This is a genomic window from Lysinibacillus macroides (assembly GCF_001281525.1).
GTDB classification, from domain to species: Bacteria; Bacillota; Bacilli; order Bacillales_A; family Planococcaceae; genus Lysinibacillus; species Lysinibacillus macroides.
Genome location: NZ_LGCI01000009.1, coordinates 157,506 through 179,204, shown reverse-complemented (window position 1 = coordinate 179,204; position 21,699 = coordinate 157,506). Strand labels below are relative to the sequence as shown.

Below are 21,699 nucleotides of genomic sequence, written 5' to 3'. Positions count from 1 at the left end.
ACCTTAAAAATTCTGTCCAACTAAGTGTAGCCTATCCAGATTTTATCTATGAGCAGAAGTTTTATCTCGTAGTTTAAGATAAACCTTTTCAATCAAATGAATTGATATATTGTTTTAATAACATAGCAATCCCGTTTAACCTAATAGAAAAACGGGATTGGGGATTACGTTATATAGAAAAATGATTGGTACAATTAATTTTATTCTGAGGTAGATTCAATTCTTTCTTCTGTTCGTGGATGTTCGTCAAGATATGGGGATAAATAGGCTTCTCTTAATTCATGTCGCATCCATCCCATTATACCTATTACACAAATGAACACAATTATAGAGGCTAGAAAAGAACTAGCAGAATCTTTGTAGCCTGCTGCATATAGTAGCATACAAAGAATAACAGTCAATACAATAGAAATAATAAGTAAAGAAGTTAACAATAAATCCTCGCCTAAATAAAGCATACGAATATTCGTATCAAATGAAAATAATAATAAGAAACCAGCTACCAACTGTACAATTGTAATCCAAAAGCCTATCTTTGCACCAAGAAGTTTTAATGATTGTTCATGTTCCTCTAATCTATTCTGCTTTCGCTTTTGATAAGCAAAATAGACAAACATATAAAATCCACCTGTTGCTAAACTTGCTAGCATAAAGTGTAGGTAACGTTGCCAGATTTGAGGATAGTAAACTATGCTTTCAAAAAAACTGTTTGCTTCTCCCCAACGATCTGGATATAACATAGAAGTTACATTGACAATAAAAATAAGAGGCACAAAGAATAAAATCAACATTGCCAATAAACCAATACTTATATGAAATAATTTTTTTGTTTGATATTTATCCCAAGTGAACTTGTAAATGTATAACAGAAGAAATGCAGTAATTAGTAGGATTAATAAACTCATCCAAGCCTTTCCTATTAATATAGTTGAAGAATAAAAATATTGTGTATATAAGACACTAACAATCAGTAATGGGCCAACTCCTAGAACGACTGCAATACTCTTATGTATTGAAGCATGAAATGAACAAATTTGCGCCATTTTATCAAATAAACTATTTTTTTTGATCATACTAGTAATTTCTAATCCAACAGCTCCTGCAGTCAATGATATTGTAAAATTCACAAAAATAATATGGAAAATGAATGTTACAACGATAAGAATTTCAAGTAATCCAATAGGTGCAGGTATTGGTAAAGGATTATCTGAAGAAATTAAAGCAAAACTTAAATAGTTCATTTTGTAGACACCTCTTCTTCCTCTTCAAGTTCTGTTAAAATATAAGTAGCTAAAGCTTCAATTTCTTTTTCAGTCCCCATAAATGGAGGCATTGCTACTTGTGCAAAATGCATATTCGGAACAAAGGACATAATGGCTTCCTTATCCCAACCTTCCATTTTACTAGACAAGGCTCTTGTATCTCTCCATCCATCAATTGTATGACAGGTAATACATTGACCAACGAATACATCCCTACCAGCTTCAACCATATTGTTGTCATTTACTTCTTTTTCTTTTGCCCATGTGGCATTAGCCAGAAAACCTTCCTTTTTTAGTTTTTCTTCATTTTTTTCTAACATTCCATTCGCATACATATAGTTATAGATAATATATGGTTTTCTTACAGTTTCCCTTACTACTTCAAATTCCCCGATAAAACCTATGGAAGAGAACATCACTGCTATTGATAAAATCCATGGAACAGTTCTTGGACTTTTTGCAAGCCAAACTAAGAATATAATTAGAATACTAAATCCTAAAATATTTAAACTTTTGAAGATGATCTCAGACATCCCTGTAGACCAGACAATCATATTATATGCCTCAGTTGGAATTGCCCATAAATACCATAAGCCAGCGATAAAAGTCATGGGTAAAGAGATAGCACCCCAGAATGCAAACACTCGAAAAACTTCTGTACGTAACGTATTATCTTTAATACGCCAACGAATAAAAAATGATACTAAAGATATTGCCAACATGATTGCTAAAAACATGCGGAATCCGAGTGAAGGGAAGTAGGTTGGATTGAGAAATGCATTCCAAAATGAAAATGTTTCAATCCAACGTCCAGGTGTTAATTTTGCAGCTAAGACACCTGTAATTATGACCATTGTCACCCATGAAGCAACACTCAGTGCTACGCCTAGCATGATATGTTTACGTTTAAGTTCGCCTTCTTTCCATTTATCCCAAGTATAGTAGTAGATAATAAGTATAATTACTTCTGAAATAAATGCTCCCCATTCAACAACCCATGCCCAGAAAAAAATACGCAATAATGAAGAAATCGAATCTGGTTGTATGACGGTAGTTGAAAACCAAATTCCTACTCCAGTCATCGCACCTATAGTCGTAGTAATTATTAATACCCATTTCAACATTGTTTTTGCTACTTGATCTAATTTATCGTTCTTCTTTTTCATCGCACGATATTCAATTGATACAACTAAAACAGATGTACCTATCGCGACTCCATGGCTAATTACCACATGAATAATTGCAATAAGAGCAATGACAGTGCCATTACCAAACCATGTATAATCCACGGATGGAAAATTCATATTATCCTCTTCCTTTCTTTTTTTAATCAAATTCAATGCAATCATACTAAATAGATTTGAAAATCGAATGAGTAATATGTGAAATTGAAAGTAACTATATTTCATTGTTTTGTCAAAATAGTTCTAAAAAGAATCTATTTACTCTTAGCGCTCTTTATTATTTGTATTTTTATAGAGATTACATAGGTTATGCAGGTGAAATTTTATTTTTTGTTGCTTAAAGTTCATTTGAATTTCTCAATTTTTTTTTATAATAGTCGTATTAAATGGAACAATATAGTCAAGAGATGAAGCTTTTTTACAAATAGGGGGTTAAGGAAATGAGTATTTGGAGTGACCAAGCTAGTCCACCATTATATGTATATGGAACTGAAGCAAATCGATTTATCACCTCATCGGTCCAGTATTTGCCTAAACAAGCTAAGATTGCGGCTTATGCAGAAAACGAGGGAGCTAATGCGGTTTTTTTAGCGAAACTTGGACACCAGGTAACGGTTTATGATTCGACTTCATATGGTCTAGCTAAAGTACAGTTATTAGCAAGAATGAATGGAGTATCAATTGTAACTAAGAGGGTGGAATTAATAGAGTATGAGTTACCTCAAGAAAATTATGATGGTGCAATAATGGTTTTCGGTCATTTCAAACACAAATTCCAATTAGTGGTATTAGATAAAATAATGAATTCTATAAAATTAAATGGAGTTTTTATGTTTGAGGTGTATGAATATGCACAGCTTTTATACAATACAGGTGGACCAAACGATATGGCTTATTTATATAATGCTGAGGATATTTTAAGATGGGCTAGGCGCTATAAGCTAAAACATTACTTCACTGGGGAGATAGAACAACATGAAGCTTCATTTCAAAAAAATACTCGCCGTGTTATACAAGTCATTGTAGAAAAATAAGACTTTTATTTTAAAATTCAAAGTACATTTTCATCCAGAAGAGTTAAGAAAAAAATAGTAAGGTTGTGTAACAAGCTATAATCTTCACTTAATTCATTTTATCGATTCTTACTTTTATAAAAAGAATATTATTGTCACTTATATTTCTAAGTTTTTTCACAATTTTTTAGTAAAGTATATATGTCTAGTAAAATAATTACTCAGGAGGTAAAGGAATGAAGAAAATTTTTCTCATTGTCCCATTTATGCTAGCTCTATATGCATGTAATGATGATAGTACAGCAGGAACAAACAAAGAAACAGATCAGGAACCAAAACAAGAAGAGGTTGTTTCAGAACAACCAAAAAACGAAGTTACATATTTAGCATCCACAGCTGAGTGGAAAATCGATGATCGTCTACAAGAACCAGCAGTGGATACTGTTTGTGAAATTTGTAATATGAAAGTATATACAAAGGATCATGAACTAGGTGTTTTTTCCGCACAATCTGTAAAACCAGATGGTACGATTGCATTTTATGATGACATTGGTTGTTTATTAAATGCAGAATTAGCTCAAAATCAAACGAATGAAAAATTTGTTCGAGATTATATTACACTAAATTGGATTAATGTCGAGGAAGCAACACTTGTTAAAACAGATATTAAATCGCCAATGAACTGGGGTTATATATTCTTTGCTTATGAAGAAGATGCCAAAACGTATATTTCAGAAAATCCAACAGCAAAAATTGAAGCTTTAGACGTAGTTAAACAAGCAGCAAAAGAACGCAGTGAAAAAATGATGCATGAAAAAGGGGACCATGAACAACATAGTGAGGACCAGCATGGAACTGAAGAAACACATAGTCACTAATATGAAAAAGGGCAGTTTACTTGCCCTTTTTTTCTGCATAGTTGGATTTTCAACACCTGCATATGCTCAGAGCGTACAACAGCAGATCGATAGTCTCTCGTTGGGGGATGTTTTAGAGCTAGAACCAGGGCAATATTCAGAAAATTTATTAATAAAAAAACCCATTAAAATATACGGAAACAAGGGGGTTAAATTCACTGGAAAATTAGAAATAAAAGCTGATGATGTAGAGGTTAGTGGTATTCAATTTCTTGGAGAACAAGGGGTTGTTGCAAAGAAAGTTGAAAACATCAAAATAACTCAAAGTTCATTTCAAACAAAAAGATTTCCTATTTATTTCGATGGTGTAGAAAATAGTGAAATTGCTGAAGTAGACATTATTGGTAAATCTGGTCATTATTCAGAAAAAAGCCACGGTATTTCTCTTTATAACGCTAAGGGTATTCATATTAAAAATAGTAATATTACACAAACACAAGACGGAATTTACTTAGAGAATAGCAGGCAAGTTACAATTGAAAAAAATACGATTACGTATGGACGTTACGGTACTCATATAATGTATGGTAGCGATATCAAATTGCTTCAAAATAACTACTCCCATCATATAACAGGGGTAATGTCCATGATGACAAATAATGTAGATATAGAAAAGAACACAGTTAAACATCAAAATGCTTTAAATAGTTCTGGCATTACACTTTATCAAACTTCAAAAGTAAATGTGATCCATAATATCATTCGTGAAAATTCTATTGCTGTTCAGTTACAACAGGCAAATACGGTAGATATGTCCAGTAATATATTTGCTAGTAATTTATTAGTACTTAAAAATATTCAACCAAAAGGTGTCCTTGTTACAAACAATAAACTTTATGGAAATGTGCTAGTTGCTTCAAGTGGTTCTGAAGGTATAACACTTGTAAGGAATGTTTATGATGATTACGAAGGAGAAGATTTCAACGGGGATGGCTATGGTGATAGTGTGTACATTGCAACTTCTACATTTGGTAAATGGGTATTAAAAAATGAATATTATCAATACTTTATTGGAAATACAGCTACTGGATTATTACAAAAAATGGACAATAAAATAACGGAACCAAATACTCTAATGGATGAGAAACCTATTGTTTATGAGGGGCAACCTTGGCAATTATCCTTTTCAGGGAAACATTTTAGCATTGGCATCACTTTATTGATTGTACTAGTTTTTAGTTGGAGGAAATTGAAATGAAACAAATCATTTTATTAGTAATTATTGGACTTTTTTTGATAGGTTGTTCGGAGCAGACCATAGAACCTCGAAATATTGATCCAGAGACGGATATTTGTATAGTTTGTAACATGGGTATCACGCATCCTGATTATGCAGGGCAAGTAATTTTCAAGAATAATGATTATCTAGTATTTGATGATTTAGGTTGTTTAATTGAATATTTAAAAAATCCAGAACAAGAAGTAGCAGCAGCTTTTATCAAATCAAACGATAAACAAGAATGGATAGATGTAAAAACGGCTGCTTATTTATATAACGAGGATTATTGGACACCGATGAATTATGGTGTACTTGCTTTTGCGTCGATTGGGGATGCAACAATTTATGAGCAGGAAAATGGTGCAGGTAAGCCACTTGGGTATGAAGAATTAGTAACGTCATTTAATTGGGGTGTGCATGAACATTGATTAAATCGGAAATAAAGCAACTTTTCCGAAGTAAGTGGATTTACATGTTGCTCAGTATTTTTATTGTATTATTTGTAGCCATTTTAATGTTGCAGCAATTAAACATGGATGCAGGTGGATTTGATCGCTTTCAAGCCTCTCTTTTAAATTTATTACTTTTTTTGTTTCCTTTATTTATTTTGACAATTGGGGCAATGAGTATAGCTGCTGATATAGAATCAGGTTGGTATCAATTAATTCGATCTTATCCTGTTAGTATCACACATTATTTAGGAGCAAAATATGTTGCATTAGTAGCTATTTTCTTATTCGCTTTAGTAACTACAGAGGCAGTTATTTTAATTATAGGCGCTTTCTTTGGTGGCGTTCATATAGATAGTCAATTTATTGTATTAACGGCTGTTATTATCGTTATTTTTAGTGCTATTAGTGTAATGATTGGCACTTTTTCCATACATCGGTTACAAGCCTTAGGTTTTAGTCTAGGACTATGGGCAGTTTTTACATTATTAAGTAATTATATAGTAATGGCAATTGGAACTATTATTCCAAAACATATTTATGAAAATGTAATTTATACTCACGTCCATATAAATATTATTGAATGGTTACGCTATGTCTATTTAATTCAAATTGAACAAACAGGTATTTTAGGGAAGTCGTTTTATTATTTAACACAGTTTTACGAAACAAGTTTAGGAATTGGCTTCATAATTGGGATTACAGGATTATGGTGGATAATTCCCCTCTGTCTTGCTTATTTAAAGTTGAAACGTAAGGAGCGTTATAAATGATAGAGCTACAAGAGGTTGTGATTACATATTGTAAAGGACAACAAATTGGTCCAGTTACTTATCAGCTTACAAGTGGGAAAATTGTAGCTTTAGTGGGGGAGAATGGTGCTGGAAAAAGTACGCTAATGAAATTAATTATGGGGCAATTACCAATAGAGAGTGGAACTATAACGGGTATTCCTAAAGGAAGAGTTCGATATATGCCTGATGATTTAAATTTTCCACCTACATTAAAAGTGGGTGAAATTATTGAGCTTTTAGGAAAATTAAAAGGGATTACTAGCAGAGGTCAAGATGACATTTTAACGCTAGTCGATCTATTTGAGCATAAAAATAGCTTTGTCAGTGAGCTTTCAAAAGGAATGAAACAACGTTTAAATTTTGCACAAAGTTTGCTAGGCGAATGTGATGTTTATATTTTAGATGAACCTACAAACGGCCTAGATCCATATTGGATTAACCGAGTGAAAACAATTTTAAAGGAGGAAAGAAATAAAGGCCAATTGATCTTATATTCTACTCACTTACTATCAACAGTAGAGGAAATTGCAGATGAAGTAATTTTTATGCATAAAGGTAAAATTCTTGCTTCTGGTAATATTTCTAGTTTAAAAAGACAATATTCTGAAGAATCATTAGAATCTATATGGTTGAAACTGTATTTAGAGGAGGCAATGTTTTGAAGAATTGGCTTTCAGTAAGTGTTATTTTAATTTTAATGGGTATTGTCTTTATTAACTATTTAGCTTCAGATAAAACAGAAACTTCTAAAGAAATACTAGATAGTACAGTTAACACAACCGATATCAAACTTTCAGATAGGGCAGTACGAAATTTTGAATTGCCAAATATTTCAGGTGAACAAACAACATTATACAATTATCTAGGTAAGCCAATTGTCCTTGTATTCTGGGCAACCTGGTGTGGACCTTGTAATGAGGAAATGCCGCGATTGCAAAATTATTATGAAACAAAAAAAGATGTACAGATTGTAACAGTCAATGCAACTGATACCGAAGCAAGTATAGATACCGTAACTAAATACGCTACTAAAAAAGGATGGGATTTACCCATTTTACTGGATGAAACTGGAGATATCCGAAAGCGTTTCGGTGGTTTTACAATACCAACAACAATATTTTTAAGTGGTAATGGGGAGATTGTTCATGAAGTGTATGGACCTATAGATGAGCAATATATTGACAATATTATTAATGAACTATAATACGATAAAAAAACAGGTGCTAATTGTGTTTTAACACCTGTTTTTTAGTTAAGTTCCTTAAAACTAATTATTTCCTTAAATAGTTTTTTTTCCTTTTTAGTAATTGAAATAAAAAGTTCGATTATAACAACTATAATAAGAGAAATACCGAAGAGTGGCATAATGATACCTAGCAAAATCATGAAAATACAAAATGGAATAGATATTTATTTTGGCAAAGGTGGTGCAGAAATCATCCCTTTTTGTCTACGTAATAACCATGTTTTGAATCCAAGGTAAATCAAATATAAAAAGACGAGACATACAATTACTCGTTTCATTTTAGCGTCCGATTAATATAACTTGAACTATCCCCACTTATAGAAGGGATTCCTGCGAACACCAGTGTGACATTTGGTTCATTGTATTTGTTCTGTTATTCACTCAATTTCATGATTAAATATATACTTTAATTGACGAGAAACAATTAATAGATTTATTAAATTAACAAGAAGAGATGAAGTTTAAACGTCATAAAGCTTGTATTGTACTATTTACGAGTCCTTGCGAAAAACCTCTTCTTGCATATTCACAAAATAATAGTGAAAAGAAGGAATCAAAACAGGGATGACCACCTTTGAAACAATTGTGCAAAGTGAACAGGTATGAGATGAAAGATATCATGCAACATTGCACTTTGTAGCAGAAGAACACAATAGTGTAATTGGTTGGATTGCCATTACACCTGTTTCAACATGTGTTGTTTATTCTGGAGTGGGGGAAGTTAGTGTGTATATACTAAATGATTGCAAAATGGAGGATATTTCCTAAAAGTTATTTAAAATACTAATACATAAAAAGATGGGTTTTAAATTGTTGGCACAAGAGAAAAAATTGCTCAGTTAAATGGAGATGGCATAATAAAGATTTAATGGAAAGAAGAATATAGCGTAAAAATAAAGTTTCAATTTTTATTATTACTTAACATGTGAGCTAATAATAATAAGGGTTATGCCCGTAAATAGGCAAATGATTCTCGTCACAGAAATTTTATCAGCTAGTCCAAATAATGCAATTGCTGTCGTGACGATTAAAACTGTTGGACCAACCAACGCAAGCATTGTATTAATATAAAATGCTTTTTCTAAATTATTCAACTTTAGCATCAATAATCCAGCACTTACTTCAATACTTCCAGACAACACACGTAATATAACCATAGCAAGAACCGATTTTTCAATAATTGTCATCATCCTATCTTTATAGATAATTTTCACATATATTATAAATTCATCTTAGGATAATTATAGACTTCTGTTTTAATGAAATACTAAAATCAATATATGTATGATTCGTATCTAATATTCTTGTTAGATTATGCTTTATAGTATTAATTTAATAAGTAGTTTTCTAGATAAAAGTTCAAAAAATTTATTAATAGAATCAGTTTTATATATCTATTTTCTATTTTTAAAAGATGCAGGCTTTACAAATATCTCAATTGTACCAAAAAATTATTCCAAAGAATTTATCCGTGAATGAGAACTTAATTATGATGTAGACAATTATATTGTTTCAGCTATTGTTCTAGCTGTTAAATAAAAGGTTTAATTAACTGAAGTTGAACAAAATTACAAGCAAGGATAAGCCCGTTCTAAAGGGTAGTGACCCTCAAAAGTTAGATTTATTACTCTAACATTTGGGGTGCAGTACCATCTTTTCCGGACTTATTTTTCCAACCTTATTTCTTGACGCAGAGAAACTAGTTTGGAAGTTCAATTACTTATTAACAAAGCTTGTTTGTATTTCACTTGTGCATTGGAAAAAAGATTTCCTTTTTAGTTTTATTGGAAGTCTAATATTTATTGTGGCTATACAATTTCTTATAACATAAATAATAATAGACATTTTGAGGTGATGGAATGCTTATTCGACCAGCGAAAGAACTCTTTCTTAAGGGAAATGAAACAGCGATATTATTCTTACATTCTTACACAAGTCATACACGTGACATGAAAAAAATAGCCGAATATCTAAACGAGCATATTGGTTGTACATGTTATGTACCGTTATACAAAGGTCATGGGGGACAACCAGAAGCGTTATTAAATTATGAATATAAATGATTGGTGGAAAGATGCACAAGAGGCTTACTATTTTTTACAACAACAAGGGTATAAAAGGATTTCTCTAATCAGATTATCAATAGGTGAGATCTTTTCATTAAAGCTCGCACAGCAAGAGCAGATTGAAATGTCCGCCCCAAAAGATCGTACACCAGAACCATTAAAGCAACGATTGATTGATTATACAAGAGCGTACAAGCAGCTCGAAGGGAAGACAACTGAAGAGATTGCAAAAGAATTGCTGGCTTTTCAGGAAGTGTCTTTACATTCATTTAAAATGTTCCAGCAGTTTATTCATGACACAGTGGATCAGGTTTCTGCCATTACAGCACCAGTAGCAATCTATTATGGAAACAAGGATGACTCGTTGTATGGAATGAGTGCAAATTATATATATCAAAATATATCCTCAAGTGAAAAAGAAATAAAAGCTTTTCCAAACTCCACACATTTAATGACGTTAGGAAAAGATCAGAAATTAATTTTTGAAGAATCGATGTCGTTTATTAATTCACTTAAAGGCTTTTGCTACGGCTAACAGTTAGAAAGGGAACATAGGGACTAAATGATATGAAGATAGAAGCCACATTTTAGTTATTCAATCGATACAGCTGCTGGTTTTGACTTATAGATTTTATAAATAGATAAGACTAACTGGAATTTATATGAGTGTGATATCCCACCACTATATAATACAAGTCCATTGTTATTAAATGCCTTTATTGGCGTTCATCAAACCAAAGCTCCCTGTATACATCACCCACGATAATAGGCAAACGTTTCCTATCACACTTATCAACAAGCGTTTTTCTTCTTTCAAGTGACATGACACTCCCGTTAGGATTTTGAAAAGTATGTATTGTAAAAAGCATTGCTCCTTTTCTCCGCCTATGTCGATCAACCAATTTATACCTTCTTCATCCAGTTTAATTCCCGAAAGCTGCATTCCGAACGATTGAAAGGTTCTAAGAGAGTATAGGTAGGATGGCTTTTCAACATGTGTGCAAAAGACCAAGGGAAATAAGTTGTAGTGCCTGTAAAACACCAGAGGTAATCAAAATTGAGGATGGATCAGCCTCTATTCCTATTGTTTTAAGGTATGTACATACCTCTCTTCTTAGATGAATATTTCCTTTTGGTTCTTCATAACCCAGCGATGCCATAGACTTAGACAGTTTTTGTAGTACGCCCTGAATCATTTTGTTAGGTATTAATTCAGGGGGAGGTTCGCAGGATCCCATTCGGATGATATCAGGTTGGAATTCAGCCTGATTAATCTGCTGCATTATATTTTGATTTGTTTGATGTAATCCCGAAGATATATGGGGAAGCCAATTGCACAATTTAGTGACTACAAAAATAAATTCGTATGTATCTTCCAAAAAACATATTTGTTTTCTTTTCAAAAATATATGAGCCTAGCGTTAAAACACAAGTGAAAAATTGCAAGCCAACGTTTTGGGGATCAGTTCAACTTTGTTCAAAATGAGATTAATTTTTAGCAGTAAAATCAATTAAAGTAAAGCTTTTTTGATCAATTTTTTATTAAACTAACAAAAATACTTGCAACACCCATTGTAGTACTGTATAGTACTAATCATGACAAAGGTAAAATTAATGAATCAAAAACGTGTAATTGAAGTAGCTGCAACATTATTTTTAGAAAAAGGGTTTGCTTATACAAGCATGGATGAATTAGTTCGTGTAAGCAAAGTTTCAAAGTCTAATGTGTATTATCACTTCTCTAATAAGGAAGAATTGTTGGAAGGGGTCGTTGATTATTGGATTGAAATGTATCAATCTGCAATAGATGACTTACTATCTCAAAACCAATTATTAGTTGAAGATCGTATCCAACTATTTTTAAAACAAATAACACAAGGAGTTCAGACGAGAGAATATAAGGGGAGCTGTCCATTTATTACGCTTTATATTCAAAGTCCTACAAATGCCACAAAAGTAAAAGAAAAAATAGGTCTTTTTTTTAAAGGCTTACAAACAAAAGTTTCTCTGTTACTTAAACAAGGGGTAGAGAAGGGTGAATTTAGAAAGACAATAAATATTGACGAGGTTGCATCTCTTTTTATTACAAATCTTGAAGGAGCGCTATTTATTTCAGAGACACTAGAGGATGCAACTGTAATCATGAAAACAGCAGATCATTTGTTTAACTTGCTTCGGTAAAAGAAGCATTTTTTTTACATCAAATTAGTACTACTCAGTACTACTAGGAGGATTTTTATGAGAACAGTATTTTTAACGGGTGGAACAGGTTTTATTGGAAAGCAATTAGTGAAGGAATTAGCCAAAGAGGATGTGAACATTCTTCTTTTAGTGAGGTCGAAAAGTAAAGCAACACAGATTTTTCAGGAAAGAGGCATCTTAAAAGAGGAAAATATGCACTTTATTGAAGGTGATTTAACGAAAATAGACTTAGGTCTGAGTGCTGAAGATAAGGAGTTGGTATTGAAAACGGATGTGATTATTCACGCAGGAGGCCCGATGGATATTCAAGCGACAAACAAAGAGGCAACTTCTGTATTTTTGAATGGCGCCCAACATATTAGTGAATTCGCAAAAAGTATTCATCAATTGAAGGGCTTGCAGCAATTTATTCATATTGTAGGCTATATGAGTCCCTTTGATGATAATAATAGCAAGGTTGCGAGAGATGTATTTAAAGAAGGAAACAATTTTTTAAAAATAAAAAATCCATATGAGAAAACAAAATTTTTAGCAGATCTTTATATCCGTTAGCAGGCATCAGCAGTAGGTTATCCGCTGTCTGTTATTAATCCGCCAACTGTGGTTGGTAGTAGTAAAACAGGGAGTACAGAGCAGATAGCAGGATTAGGTTTGCTTGTGACAAGTATGCGAAGAGGACTCATGCCAGTGATTCCTGGAGGTAAGGGATATAGGTTGCCACTGATTTCAAACGATGAGTTTGCGAAGTTTATTGTGCAGGTTTTCAAATTGGAGCAGCCGGCTATTCAAACATATACACTTGTTGATGACAAAGAGAACGATCCGAACATTGCTGAATTATTAAGTGTTATGTCGGAAAGTATGAATATGAGGGCACCAAAAATCTCTGTTCCAATGCCGCTTATGAAAACAATAATGAAAAGTGGAGTAAGTAAAATAACAAACATTCCTTCTGATGGACTGAATTTTATCACAAAACGAACATTTTCAAATGGTTCGGTGAAAACCATGAGGGGGGGAGATTGGTTTAAGAAGATGAGTGTCATGAACTTTTTCCCTGCCGTAGTAGCTGATCTGGATTATCGATTGATATATCAAAATGGTGAGCATCATCACTTATTTGAGCGAACATTATGCGATAACAATACCCTTTACCAATTACAAGGAGAGGGGAAACCGTTTATTTTATTACATGGTTTATTGAGTGATGGAGAGGATTTATTTCCTTTAGCGCTAGAGCTTCATGAAAAAACGGGTCGACCTGTATGGATCTTGGATCTTCCAGGTTTGGGACGTTCTCCTTTTAAACGCGAGAAAAATCTTTTAAATATCTATTTGAGTTAATTTCATAATTCTAATCCCTTTAATATCAAGGGCTAAAATTAAATAAAAATGAGGCACCTCCCCAAATTCGGTATAATGGTAGCGACTAAACAACCCACCGAAAAGGAATGATGCCTCATGACTATTGTAAAACAAATGAGCCTATTTGACATCCGTGAATTATTGAAAATGGAAAGTTCTCGTCGTTTTGATGCTATTTTAGCCACTTTCGATGTGCAGCCAATCTTTCAACTATTTCGAAAGAAGACGATGCGTGGTGCTCCACGAGAATTAAACTACGGTGCGATGATTCAATCATTGATGATCCGCATTGTCGAGCGTATCCCTACCGTTAAAGATTTGGTCAATCGATTAACGCATGATTTCGTCTTTCGCTTAGATTGTGGCTTTTTAGTTTCGGACACGGTGCCATCTGAAGCCTCGTATTCACGTATGGTCGACGTGATTAGTCAATCAGATGTCTTAGATCGCATGCACGATGAACTTATTCAAGCTGCCTTTACAGAAGGTTTTCTTGAAGAGGAACACCTTAGTTTTGATGCAACACATTTTGAAGCGAGAGATGCCGCAAAACCAGCAGAGAAAAAAGAAACACAACCGAAAAAACGTGGTCGTAAATCAAAAGAAGAACGTGCTGCCTGGCTCGCTGAACAAGCAGAACTTGAAGCGAATCAAACGACTTTTGAAAAGAAGTTGGAAGCACAATTAACCATTCCATTGACGACTCTATGGCAAGACATCCCCATTGAACCAAAGTGGGGCATCAAGAAAAACAGCGATGGTAAAAACACATTCTGGTACGGCTTTAAAGGGCATTTAGCTGTTTCGACAAAAAGCCAATATATCGTGGCGCGTCTAATGTCTTCCGGCAATCTGAGTGATAGTAAAGCGGCGATTCCGTTACTAAAAAAGATGAACCATATCATGCCTAACCATTTCACAACGGCTATTTTCGATGCAGGTTATGACTATGAAGCAATTTACCGCCAGATTTCAATACAAGAGATGAAAGCTGTGATTCCATATGTGAAAAGACGTGAGGGCGAAATGATCGGTTTTGATGAACATTTCCGTCCAACCTGTGTGCGTGAACATAGCTACTGTTACGACAGCTTTGATGAAAAGTATCAAACGCTTAAGTTCACACGTCCAAAAGATTGCGCAACCTGTCCATTACGTGATGACTCGCTCTGTCAAAAGGTGTTTAAAATCAAGTGTGAAACCGATATCCGCAAATACACGTTTCCAGCACGTGGCTCCGAGCTATGGAAGAAACTTTACAAGGAACGCACAGCTGTCGAACGAGTAAATGCTTATTTAAAGCAATTTTTTCAGTTAAACAACGTCCGTCACAAAACCGGTAGAAAAGCTAAACTGCACTTCAACCTTGTGACGTTTATTTATAATGCCTGCAAATTAGCAGTCGATCGGATGAATGTACGTTTACAGCTACAAAACAACGCAGCTTAAATTTTAAAAAACAAAAATCAGACACAGGAGCAGTCTAAGCTCTTGAAAAAATCGATTTATGAAATTGATTCATTTGAATGTATTAAAAAAGTTATTGGAGAAAGCTACTAACGGCGCCCATCTAATTGGCCATTCATTTGGTGCGTATATTCTTTTGGAAGCATTAGTACAAAAGTACATAGATAAGAAGTATACAATTACTTTACTTCAGCCACCTGTTACTAAAAAAATGCTAAATCGATATATGTTCCTCAATTTATGAACAAATGGACATTGAAATGGGCAACTACTAATTTGATAGAGCGATATTTATTAAGTAATGGTTTATTTGAAAGTATAGAGAGCATCCCTGAACATTATATTGAAAAACTAAGTAAAAGTTTTACTTCTCCTAGAATTTTAAATACTACGGTTCAGCTTAACACTTTACTATCGAAAAACGTTCAAGGTGATTTCAATGAAGTAACAAAGTATAATCTTCACATTATTTGGGGGGATTCTGACAGAGGCTATTCTGCTCCTTCGCATCTGGGTAAGGTTGATTTTGTTCCATATGGTCATCATTTTCCTCTTAACCATCCGAGTGAAACGGCTAATTTGGTAATAAAAAATAGTAGTACTAGCAGATGAGAGTATGGAATAAATAAAAAGTGGGTAGTAAGATCGTTGTGTCTTTGAAATAAAGTCGTACTGTTTGAAAAAAAGATTGTCTACATGAATGCTGGATATATTTACTAAAGAATCTAACAGCTAATCAATTATATAAACGTCGAAATAAATATGTACAAAAACGCTTGTTTAACCAAGTACATTTTTGATTACCTCTGTATATTACAACTTTACATGGAGTGGCGAGCATGATAGCCTAAACTGGTTAGCCAGCCCTTGACATAGCTGGGTTTTGGCTACCGAATCATGCGAGTAGAGGCTCCATGTCAAGTTGTAATTATTCACACACTTGTATAGAAAAGAAGTTAATCAGCAAAAGTGTACATGCTTAGACAAGCAAAAATGTACATTGTTATTTTGACATTTATACAATTACAGCGTACATATCAGTATGCTGAGGTAGTAAAATGCAAATCGAACAAAGTATTGCTCTTCACGTATGGTATGTAATCACCTAGGGTTTTCTTATTTTTATTGAACTTTCTTTAATAAAAATAAGGTAGCCCTTTTCTTATGTGACTACAAGGTTGCATTCCCACAATACGATAAGTGAAAAATAAACAAGTTTGTGAAAGAATACACTTAAACTATCGAGATGCTTTACTTCAAGATGGAATTCCACAGAGATCCTATCTTTTTCTTTTTCAAATAATAGGAGAAAGTCAGCCACATACCGCATTGCTTTGGTGACATATTCATTTGACTTTAGTGACCATTTACATTGAGGTATTTCAACTTTCCATAAAAATATAATGTCTAAAAGTTCTTGTCCAAAGAATCAAAATGCTTTAAATTTCTCGCGTACAAAGAAGGCTGGTTTGTGGCAGTCTCTAAAAGTTTTTGTCCATATACATATGGGTAGTTGACGTATCCAAGCCCTCCTCCATGCCAAATGATTTTAGTTTACATAATATAAATTATAGGAAGTTATATTTCATTGAAAAGTATACTAATAATAGTGAGACAAATTAAAAAATACGGTTGAGACATCCTAGCCTGTAAACAGAAAACCCAAACTATTACGAGTTTCCTCACTCTAACAGTTTGGGTTTTTCACTGGTTAAACGCTTTATTTACTTTCTTTAATAAGAGCTTTCATATCTGCGACAATCGTTTCAACTGGTACATCTGTTGCGCCATCATAATCCTTTACAACTGTTCCATCTGCGTTCACTAAATAATAACGTGACATATGTATGACCTGGTCTGAATTTGGATCATTTCTTACCACCGAATTAAAAGATTGGCGTGCAAATTGCTCAATGAATTTTTGTTCATAGCCCGTTAATAGTTGCCACTTGCTTTGATCCACAACATTATACTTACTTAGGTAATCTGCTAATACTTCAGGTTTATCTACCTCAGGATCAACACTAAACGCAACGATCTCATAATCTTCAACATTTTTGTCCTCTAGTGCCTGTTGAACTTCTGTCATATTAAATGTCATTGGTGGGCAGACTGTTGTACAGTTTGTAAAGATAAACATTGCCAGCCATGTTTTTCCCTTTAAATCATCCAAACGAACCTGCTCATTTTGTTGATTCGTCATAGAAAAGTCTTGAACCTCTATATTTAACGACGGTTCAAACTTGTAGCTTCCACAGGCAGTTAACACGCTGCTTATTACCAGTATTAAAATAAGCATGATACTTTTCTTTTTCATACAATGGCTCACTTCCCTTCAATCACCATTTTTATTTTATGCATTATAAAAGTTAAATACAAGCTAATAACCTTATACACCTATTACTTTTTATGTAACAAATGAACATTCTTCATACTAAATTTTCCAAACAACGCAATCTTTTTAAAAATTCTTTCAAAGCTTATTTTTACTATTTTTATTATTTCTCGCAATAGCAGATAGTTGTTATATAACAAAGTTTTTCTACTTTTTAACATTTTATGAATTTCAATTGTACAATAATAAATTACAGAAAATTCTCTTTTATGTTTAAATTTTGTCCCATACTTCTTATTCTCCATCATAAACTATTTTAACAATATTATTTCCACAGAAAACTTCTCTTACTTTCTAATAAATCATTTCTATTAAATCCTTATTATTTCTATGTTCTTCCAACCATTTTGATTTGACTAAAAATTATTAAAAATCAAAATTTAGTATTGCATTATAGGAATCTCCACCATAAAATAAGTGAATATAACGACGAATCAAAAAGAAATATGTCGTTTAAAACAGAAATATATAACTTTAGGGGGAATAATAATGGCGAACGTTTCAAGCAAAAAACAAGCGCAAGCAATTGATTATGATGCAATTGAAGCAATGGAATCATTCAATAGCTTTGTCAAAAGGAAAAATACCTTCCTTTTCTCGATTACAGCAATATTTTTAATCCTTTATATCTTGCTGCCCATCCTTGCTTTCCAGCCTGTACTACAACAAAAGTTCATCGGAAATATTACGGGTGTTTGGGTTTATTCTGCAGGATTATTTATCATGACTATTGTGCTCTGTACAGTATATGTAAAAAAAGCTGCTTCATTCGATAAAGCTGCAGCTGCTGTGCTAGCAGAGTATCAAGCGAAAGGCGGAAAATAAATGAATTTAGTATCGGTTGGTTTCTTTTTAGCAATTGTTAGTTTAACGCTTGTTGTTACATATATTGCAGCTAAGCGTACGTCCTCGGCGGCTGATTTCTATACGGCTGGCGGTGGTTTAAAGGGCTGGCAAAATGGGTTTGCCATTGCAGGTGACTATTTATCAGCAGCAGCCTTTCTTGGGGTGTCTGGTGCTATCGCTTTAACAGGTTTTGATGGTTTCTTCTTCTCTGTTGGTTATGTAGTAGCCAATTTAGTGTTGCTTTATGTTATTGCTGAGCCTATGCGTAATTTAGGTCGTTATACATTAGCAGATATGCTGACAGCACGCTTTAATGAAAAGCGCATTCGCGGTGTGGCTGCATCAGGCACAATTATTATTGTGATTCTGTATATGATTGCACAGCTAGTTGGTGCTGGTGCACTTATTAAACTATTATTTGGTATTGAATATTGGGTTGCCGTGTTAATTGTCGGTGTAATGATGACAACTTATGTATTATTTGGTGGTATGACAGCTACGTCTTGGGTACAAATCATTAAAGCAACATTGCTATTATTTGGGACAGGCTTATTAGCAACATTAGTATTAGTGAAATTTGATTTTTCTCTAGTGAAGATGTTCGATACGATTGCTACAGAGCATGGTGAGGAATTCCTTGTACCAGGTATTAAATATACAAGTACAATTGACTCTGTTTCTATGATGATGGCGTTAGTTTTAGGAACATCAGGCTTACCGCATATTTTAATGCGCTTCTTTACTGTAAAAGATGCAAAGACAGCACGTGCTTCTATTTCTTGGACAACTTGGATTACAGCTATTTTCTTCTCATTAACAATTTTCTTAGGGTTCGGTGCATTAAACTTTGTAGGACTTGATCAAATTCTTGCTGAAAGTAAAGCTGGCAACACGGCTGCCCCACTGCTTGCACAATACTTAGGTGGAGATGTATTAATGGCATTTATCGGTGCTGTAGCCTTTGCGACAATTTTAGCAGTTGTATCAGGCTTAGTATTAACAGGAGCTTCTGCTATTTCTCATGATATTTATGGGGAAATTATTAAAGATGGAAAATTAACAGAAAAGCAGCAAGTAATCGCTGCTCGTACAGGCTCTATTTCAATTGCGATTGTATCGATTATTTTAGCTTTATTTGCGCAAAGCTTAAATGTTTCGTTCCTCGTATCCTTTGCGTTTTGTATCGGTGCATCTGCGAACTTACCTGTTATTCTTTATACAATTTACTGGAAGAAGTTCAATTCAACAGGTGCCGTAACAGCTATGGTGACAGGGTTAGTATCATGCTTAATTTTAGGGGCGATGGGACCAAATGTTTGGAGTCCTGTTGAAGGTGCTGCTATTTTTGTTGGGACGCCGCTTGTTCCGCTTGCTGTACCAGCTATTATTACTATTCCACTGGGCTTTATTGCGGGATACCTTGGTACGATTCTGTCATCCAGTAAAGTTTCAGATGCAGAGGCAGAGCGTATTTATAAAGAAATTCGTGTAAAAGCGAATACAGGTGTCTCTGTATCAGATATTTCTCATTAATAAGTTAGGTAAGCAATGAATCTTCATTCAAAATATACAAAAAACATGCGAAAAAACCGATTTTTTGTCGATTTTTTCGCATTTTTTGTTATTGTTTTCTACTAAATTACTTATCGAACAATATTATTTTTCTTCCAAAAAACAGAAAAAAACCAATTTTCACTAGGATAATAGTGGGCACTGACCTAAAAAAATGAGACAAATAAAAACACCTTTCGTTGAAAAACGGGTATTGTACCTTATCAAATCAATGTGGAGGTGTTTTTCTATGGGGACAAGAGTGAGTTACCCAGTGGAAGTGAAAATGAAAGCAATTGAAATGAGATTAGCAGGCATTCCTGTAAAACAAGTACTAGAGGAGCTAAATATTCGTAACCATTCTCAGTTAAAAACATGGATGAAATGGTACAAGAACGGCGAATTACATCGTCTTGAACAGCCAGTAGGAAAACAATATACATTTGGCAAAGGGCCTGAATATGAAAGTGAAACCGCTAAGTTACAAGCAGAGAATCGTTATTTAAAGCAACAAATTGAAGTGTTAAAAAAGTACGCAGAGTTGGAGAGGAAGTGGTCCCAAAAGTTGTAGTAGAGCTAGTAGAGGAGTTAAAAGAAAGGATGCCGATTGGTGAAATCTGCCGTCATTTAGGTGTAGCTCGTTCGTCGTATTATCGCTGGAAGGTCAATGAAAATAAATTCACTCAAAAGGATCTTCGAGACCAACAAATTGGCGACTTGTGCAAGTTACACAAATTCAGATACGGCTATCGAAAAATCACAGAATTACTTACTGACATTAGTGAGAAAACGGTGCAACGTGTGATGCAAAAATACGGCTGGCAATGTCGTGTAAAGGTAAAGAAACGTAAACGTACGGGACAACCAGCTCACATTGTTCCTAACTTATTAGCACGTGATTTTACGGCATTAAAACCGCTAGAAAGGCTCGTAACAGATATTACTTACTTGCCTTTTGGACAATCTATGATGTACCTTTCAAGTATCTTAGACCTATTTAATGGCGAGGTTATTGCGTTTACAATTGGTTTTACACAAGATACCGACTTTGTCTTAGATACGCTAAATCAATTACCCGATCTACCAGAAGGCTGTATCCTGCATAGCGACCAGGGTTCTGTTTACACATCTTATGCATATCAGAAGGCAGTCAAAGAAAAAGGAATGACCATGAGCATGTCTCGTAAAGGCACGCCCGCTGATAATTCCCCAATTGAAACGTTTCACTCCTCGCTAAAGTCTGAAACGTTCTACCTCGATGATATTTATCGCACAACAAATGCGTGTGTCATAAATATTGTCGAAGAATACATTTACTATTATAACAATATTCGGATTAAAACGAAATTAAACAACCAGTCGCCGGTTCAATACCGTCAACTGGCTGTATAATAAGGTGTTTTCATACTGTCTCAAAAATAGTATTCAGTGCCAGTGTTTAATTTCACTTGAAAAAATCGATTTTTTTTGTAAATTTACCATCCATTTTTTATGAAGAACGTAGATTTCTCTTCACTTCTTTTATTTATCTGAATATTCTAAAACCCTTTGTCTGCTTGACTTTAGAGCATTTTTTCTCCCCTAGGACTATTTTCTAGGAAATTTTTTTTGCATAATTTTTCTGAAATGTATTGCAATTTTGTAAACTGTTTCATAAAATGAAAATGTGAATTCACTAAACTAGCAAAAATAAGTCTTAAGGCAGTAAAAAAACACACAAATG

At 33.8% G+C, this 21,699-nt stretch carries 19 protein-coding genes and 2 pseudogenes; 16 read left to right on the top strand and 5 right to left on the bottom strand.

Going from position 1 to position 21,699, the window contains the following annotated elements; genetic code table 11:
- Positions 1-200: 200 nt before the first annotated feature.
- Complete coding sequence (locus ADM90_RS14850; RefSeq protein ID WP_053995733.1) at positions 201-1,241, bottom strand: cytochrome ubiquinol oxidase subunit I; 1,041 nt, start codon at positions 1,239-1,241, stop codon at positions 201-203.
- Complete coding sequence (locus tag ADM90_RS14845) at positions 1,238-2,602, bottom strand: c-type cytochrome (RefSeq protein WP_235473585.1); 1,365 nt, start codon at positions 2,600-2,602, stop codon at positions 1,238-1,240. Before ADM90_RS14845 ends, ADM90_RS14850 begins: the two co-directional genes overlap by 4 nt.
- 284 nt (positions 2,603-2,886) lie before the next feature.
- Here ADM90_RS14845 and ADM90_RS14840 point away from each other — a divergent pair, with 284 nt between their 5' ends.
- The 7 genes from ADM90_RS14840 (at position 2,887) to ADM90_RS14810 (ending at position 8,042) form a co-directional block, all read left to right on the top strand.
- Complete coding sequence (locus tag ADM90_RS14840) at positions 2,887-3,480, top strand: class I SAM-dependent methyltransferase (RefSeq protein WP_053995731.1); 594 nt, start codon at positions 2,887-2,889, stop codon at positions 3,478-3,480.
- Between the two features lie 215 nt (positions 3,481-3,695).
- Entirely contained in the window at positions 3,696-4,337 is a 642-nt protein-coding gene (locus ADM90_RS14835; RefSeq protein WP_053995730.1) for a nitrous oxide reductase accessory protein NosL, read from the top strand.
- Positions 4,309-5,574: a right-handed parallel beta-helix repeat-containing protein gene (locus tag ADM90_RS14830; protein ID WP_053995729.1), complete on the top strand. Its 1,266-nt coding sequence runs from the start codon at positions 4,309-4,311 to the stop codon at positions 5,572-5,574. Before ADM90_RS14835 ends, ADM90_RS14830 begins: the two co-directional genes overlap by 29 nt.
- Positions 5,571-6,023, top strand: a complete 453-nt coding sequence (locus ADM90_RS14825) for a nitrous oxide reductase accessory protein NosL (RefSeq protein WP_053995728.1) — start codon at positions 5,571-5,573, stop codon at positions 6,021-6,023. The genes ADM90_RS14830 and ADM90_RS14825 overlap by 4 nt, the downstream gene beginning before the upstream one ends.
- A 44-nt stretch (positions 6,024-6,067) precedes the next feature.
- Positions 6,068-6,817, top strand: a complete 750-nt coding sequence (locus ADM90_RS14820) for an ABC transporter permease (protein ID WP_053995727.1) — start codon at positions 6,068-6,070, stop codon at positions 6,815-6,817.
- Positions 6,814-7,500, top strand: a complete 687-nt coding sequence (locus ADM90_RS14815; protein ID WP_053995726.1) for an ABC transporter ATP-binding protein — start codon at positions 6,814-6,816, stop codon at positions 7,498-7,500. Before ADM90_RS14820 ends, ADM90_RS14815 begins: the two co-directional genes overlap by 4 nt.
- Complete coding sequence (locus ADM90_RS14810; RefSeq protein ID WP_053995725.1) at positions 7,497-8,042, top strand: TlpA family protein disulfide reductase; 546 nt, start codon at positions 7,497-7,499, stop codon at positions 8,040-8,042. Before ADM90_RS14815 ends, ADM90_RS14810 begins: the two co-directional genes overlap by 4 nt.
- A 956-nt stretch (positions 8,043-8,998) precedes the next feature.
- On the opposite strand, the gene ADM90_RS14805 is transcribed toward ADM90_RS14810, so the two are convergent.
- On the bottom strand, positions 8,999-9,274 hold the full coding sequence (locus ADM90_RS14805) for a YqhV family protein (protein ID WP_053995744.1): 276 nt from the start codon (positions 9,272-9,274) through the stop codon (positions 8,999-9,001).
- A 669-nt stretch (positions 9,275-9,943) separates the two neighbouring features.
- Between ADM90_RS14805 and ADM90_RS25145 the strand changes: the two genes are divergently transcribed.
- Both ADM90_RS25145 and ADM90_RS14800 read left to right on the top strand, forming a co-directional pair.
- Complete coding sequence (locus ADM90_RS25145; RefSeq protein ID WP_235473582.1) at positions 9,944-10,147, top strand: alpha/beta hydrolase; 204 nt, start codon at positions 9,944-9,946, stop codon at positions 10,145-10,147.
- Positions 10,134-10,685 (top strand): alpha/beta hydrolase, encoded by a 552-nt coding sequence (locus tag ADM90_RS14800; protein ID WP_235473580.1) that lies wholly within the window; start codon positions 10,134-10,136, stop codon positions 10,683-10,685. The genes ADM90_RS25145 and ADM90_RS14800 overlap by 14 nt, the downstream gene beginning before the upstream one ends.
- Before the next feature lie 454 nt (positions 10,686-11,139).
- Here the strand turns inward: ADM90_RS14800 and ADM90_RS25140 are convergent, their stop codons facing one another.
- Entirely contained in the window at positions 11,140-11,553 is a 414-nt protein-coding gene (locus ADM90_RS25140; protein ID WP_235473578.1) for a hypothetical protein, read from the bottom strand.
- 211 nt (positions 11,554-11,764) lie between these two features.
- Here ADM90_RS25140 and ADM90_RS14790 point away from each other — a divergent pair, with 211 nt between their 5' ends.
- From ADM90_RS14790 to ADM90_RS23895, 4 genes and pseudogenes are all read left to right on the top strand, one after another.
- A complete protein-coding gene (locus tag ADM90_RS14790) occupies positions 11,765-12,331 on the top strand; it encodes a TetR/AcrR family transcriptional regulator (protein WP_053995724.1) in 567 nt (188 codons plus the stop codon).
- 57 nt (positions 12,332-12,388) lie between these two features.
- Positions 12,389-13,693 (top strand): annotated as a pseudogene (locus ADM90_RS14785) (alpha/beta fold hydrolase); the annotation flags it as partial.
- Positions 13,694-13,813: 120 nt separating this feature from the next.
- Entirely contained in the window at positions 13,814-15,166 is a 1,353-nt protein-coding gene (locus tag ADM90_RS14780) for a transposase (protein ID WP_053994487.1), read from the top strand.
- 67 nt (positions 15,167-15,233) lie between these two features.
- A pseudogene (locus ADM90_RS23895) lies at positions 15,234-15,796 on the top strand (alpha/beta hydrolase); the annotation flags it as partial.
- Positions 15,797-16,904: 1,108 nt separating this feature from the next.
- Here ADM90_RS23895 and ADM90_RS14765 read toward each other — a convergent pair.
- On the bottom strand, positions 16,905-17,501 hold the full coding sequence (locus tag ADM90_RS14765; protein WP_053995721.1) for an SCO family protein: 597 nt from the start codon (positions 17,499-17,501) through the stop codon (positions 16,905-16,907).
- Between the two features lie 567 nt (positions 17,502-18,068).
- Between ADM90_RS14765 and ADM90_RS14755 the strand changes: the two genes are divergently transcribed.
- The 3 genes from ADM90_RS14755 (at position 18,069) to ADM90_RS14740 (ending at position 21,368) form a co-directional block, all read left to right on the top strand.
- Positions 18,069-18,404, top strand: a complete 336-nt coding sequence (locus ADM90_RS14755; RefSeq protein WP_053995719.1) for a DUF485 domain-containing protein — start codon at positions 18,069-18,071, stop codon at positions 18,402-18,404.
- Positions 18,405-19,958, top strand: a complete 1,554-nt coding sequence (locus ADM90_RS14750; protein ID WP_053995718.1) for a solute symporter family protein — start codon at positions 18,405-18,407, stop codon at positions 19,956-19,958.
- Between the two features lie 268 nt (positions 19,959-20,226).
- Positions 20,227-21,368 (top strand): IS3 family transposase gene (locus ADM90_RS14740; protein WP_152927953.1). Its coding sequence is split into 2 segments (ribosomal slippage): positions 20,227-20,500 and positions 20,500-21,368, totalling 1,143 coding nucleotides; the frame shifts between segments, so codons are not numbered across the junction.
- The last annotated feature ends 331 nt before the right edge of the window (positions 21,369-21,699 follow it).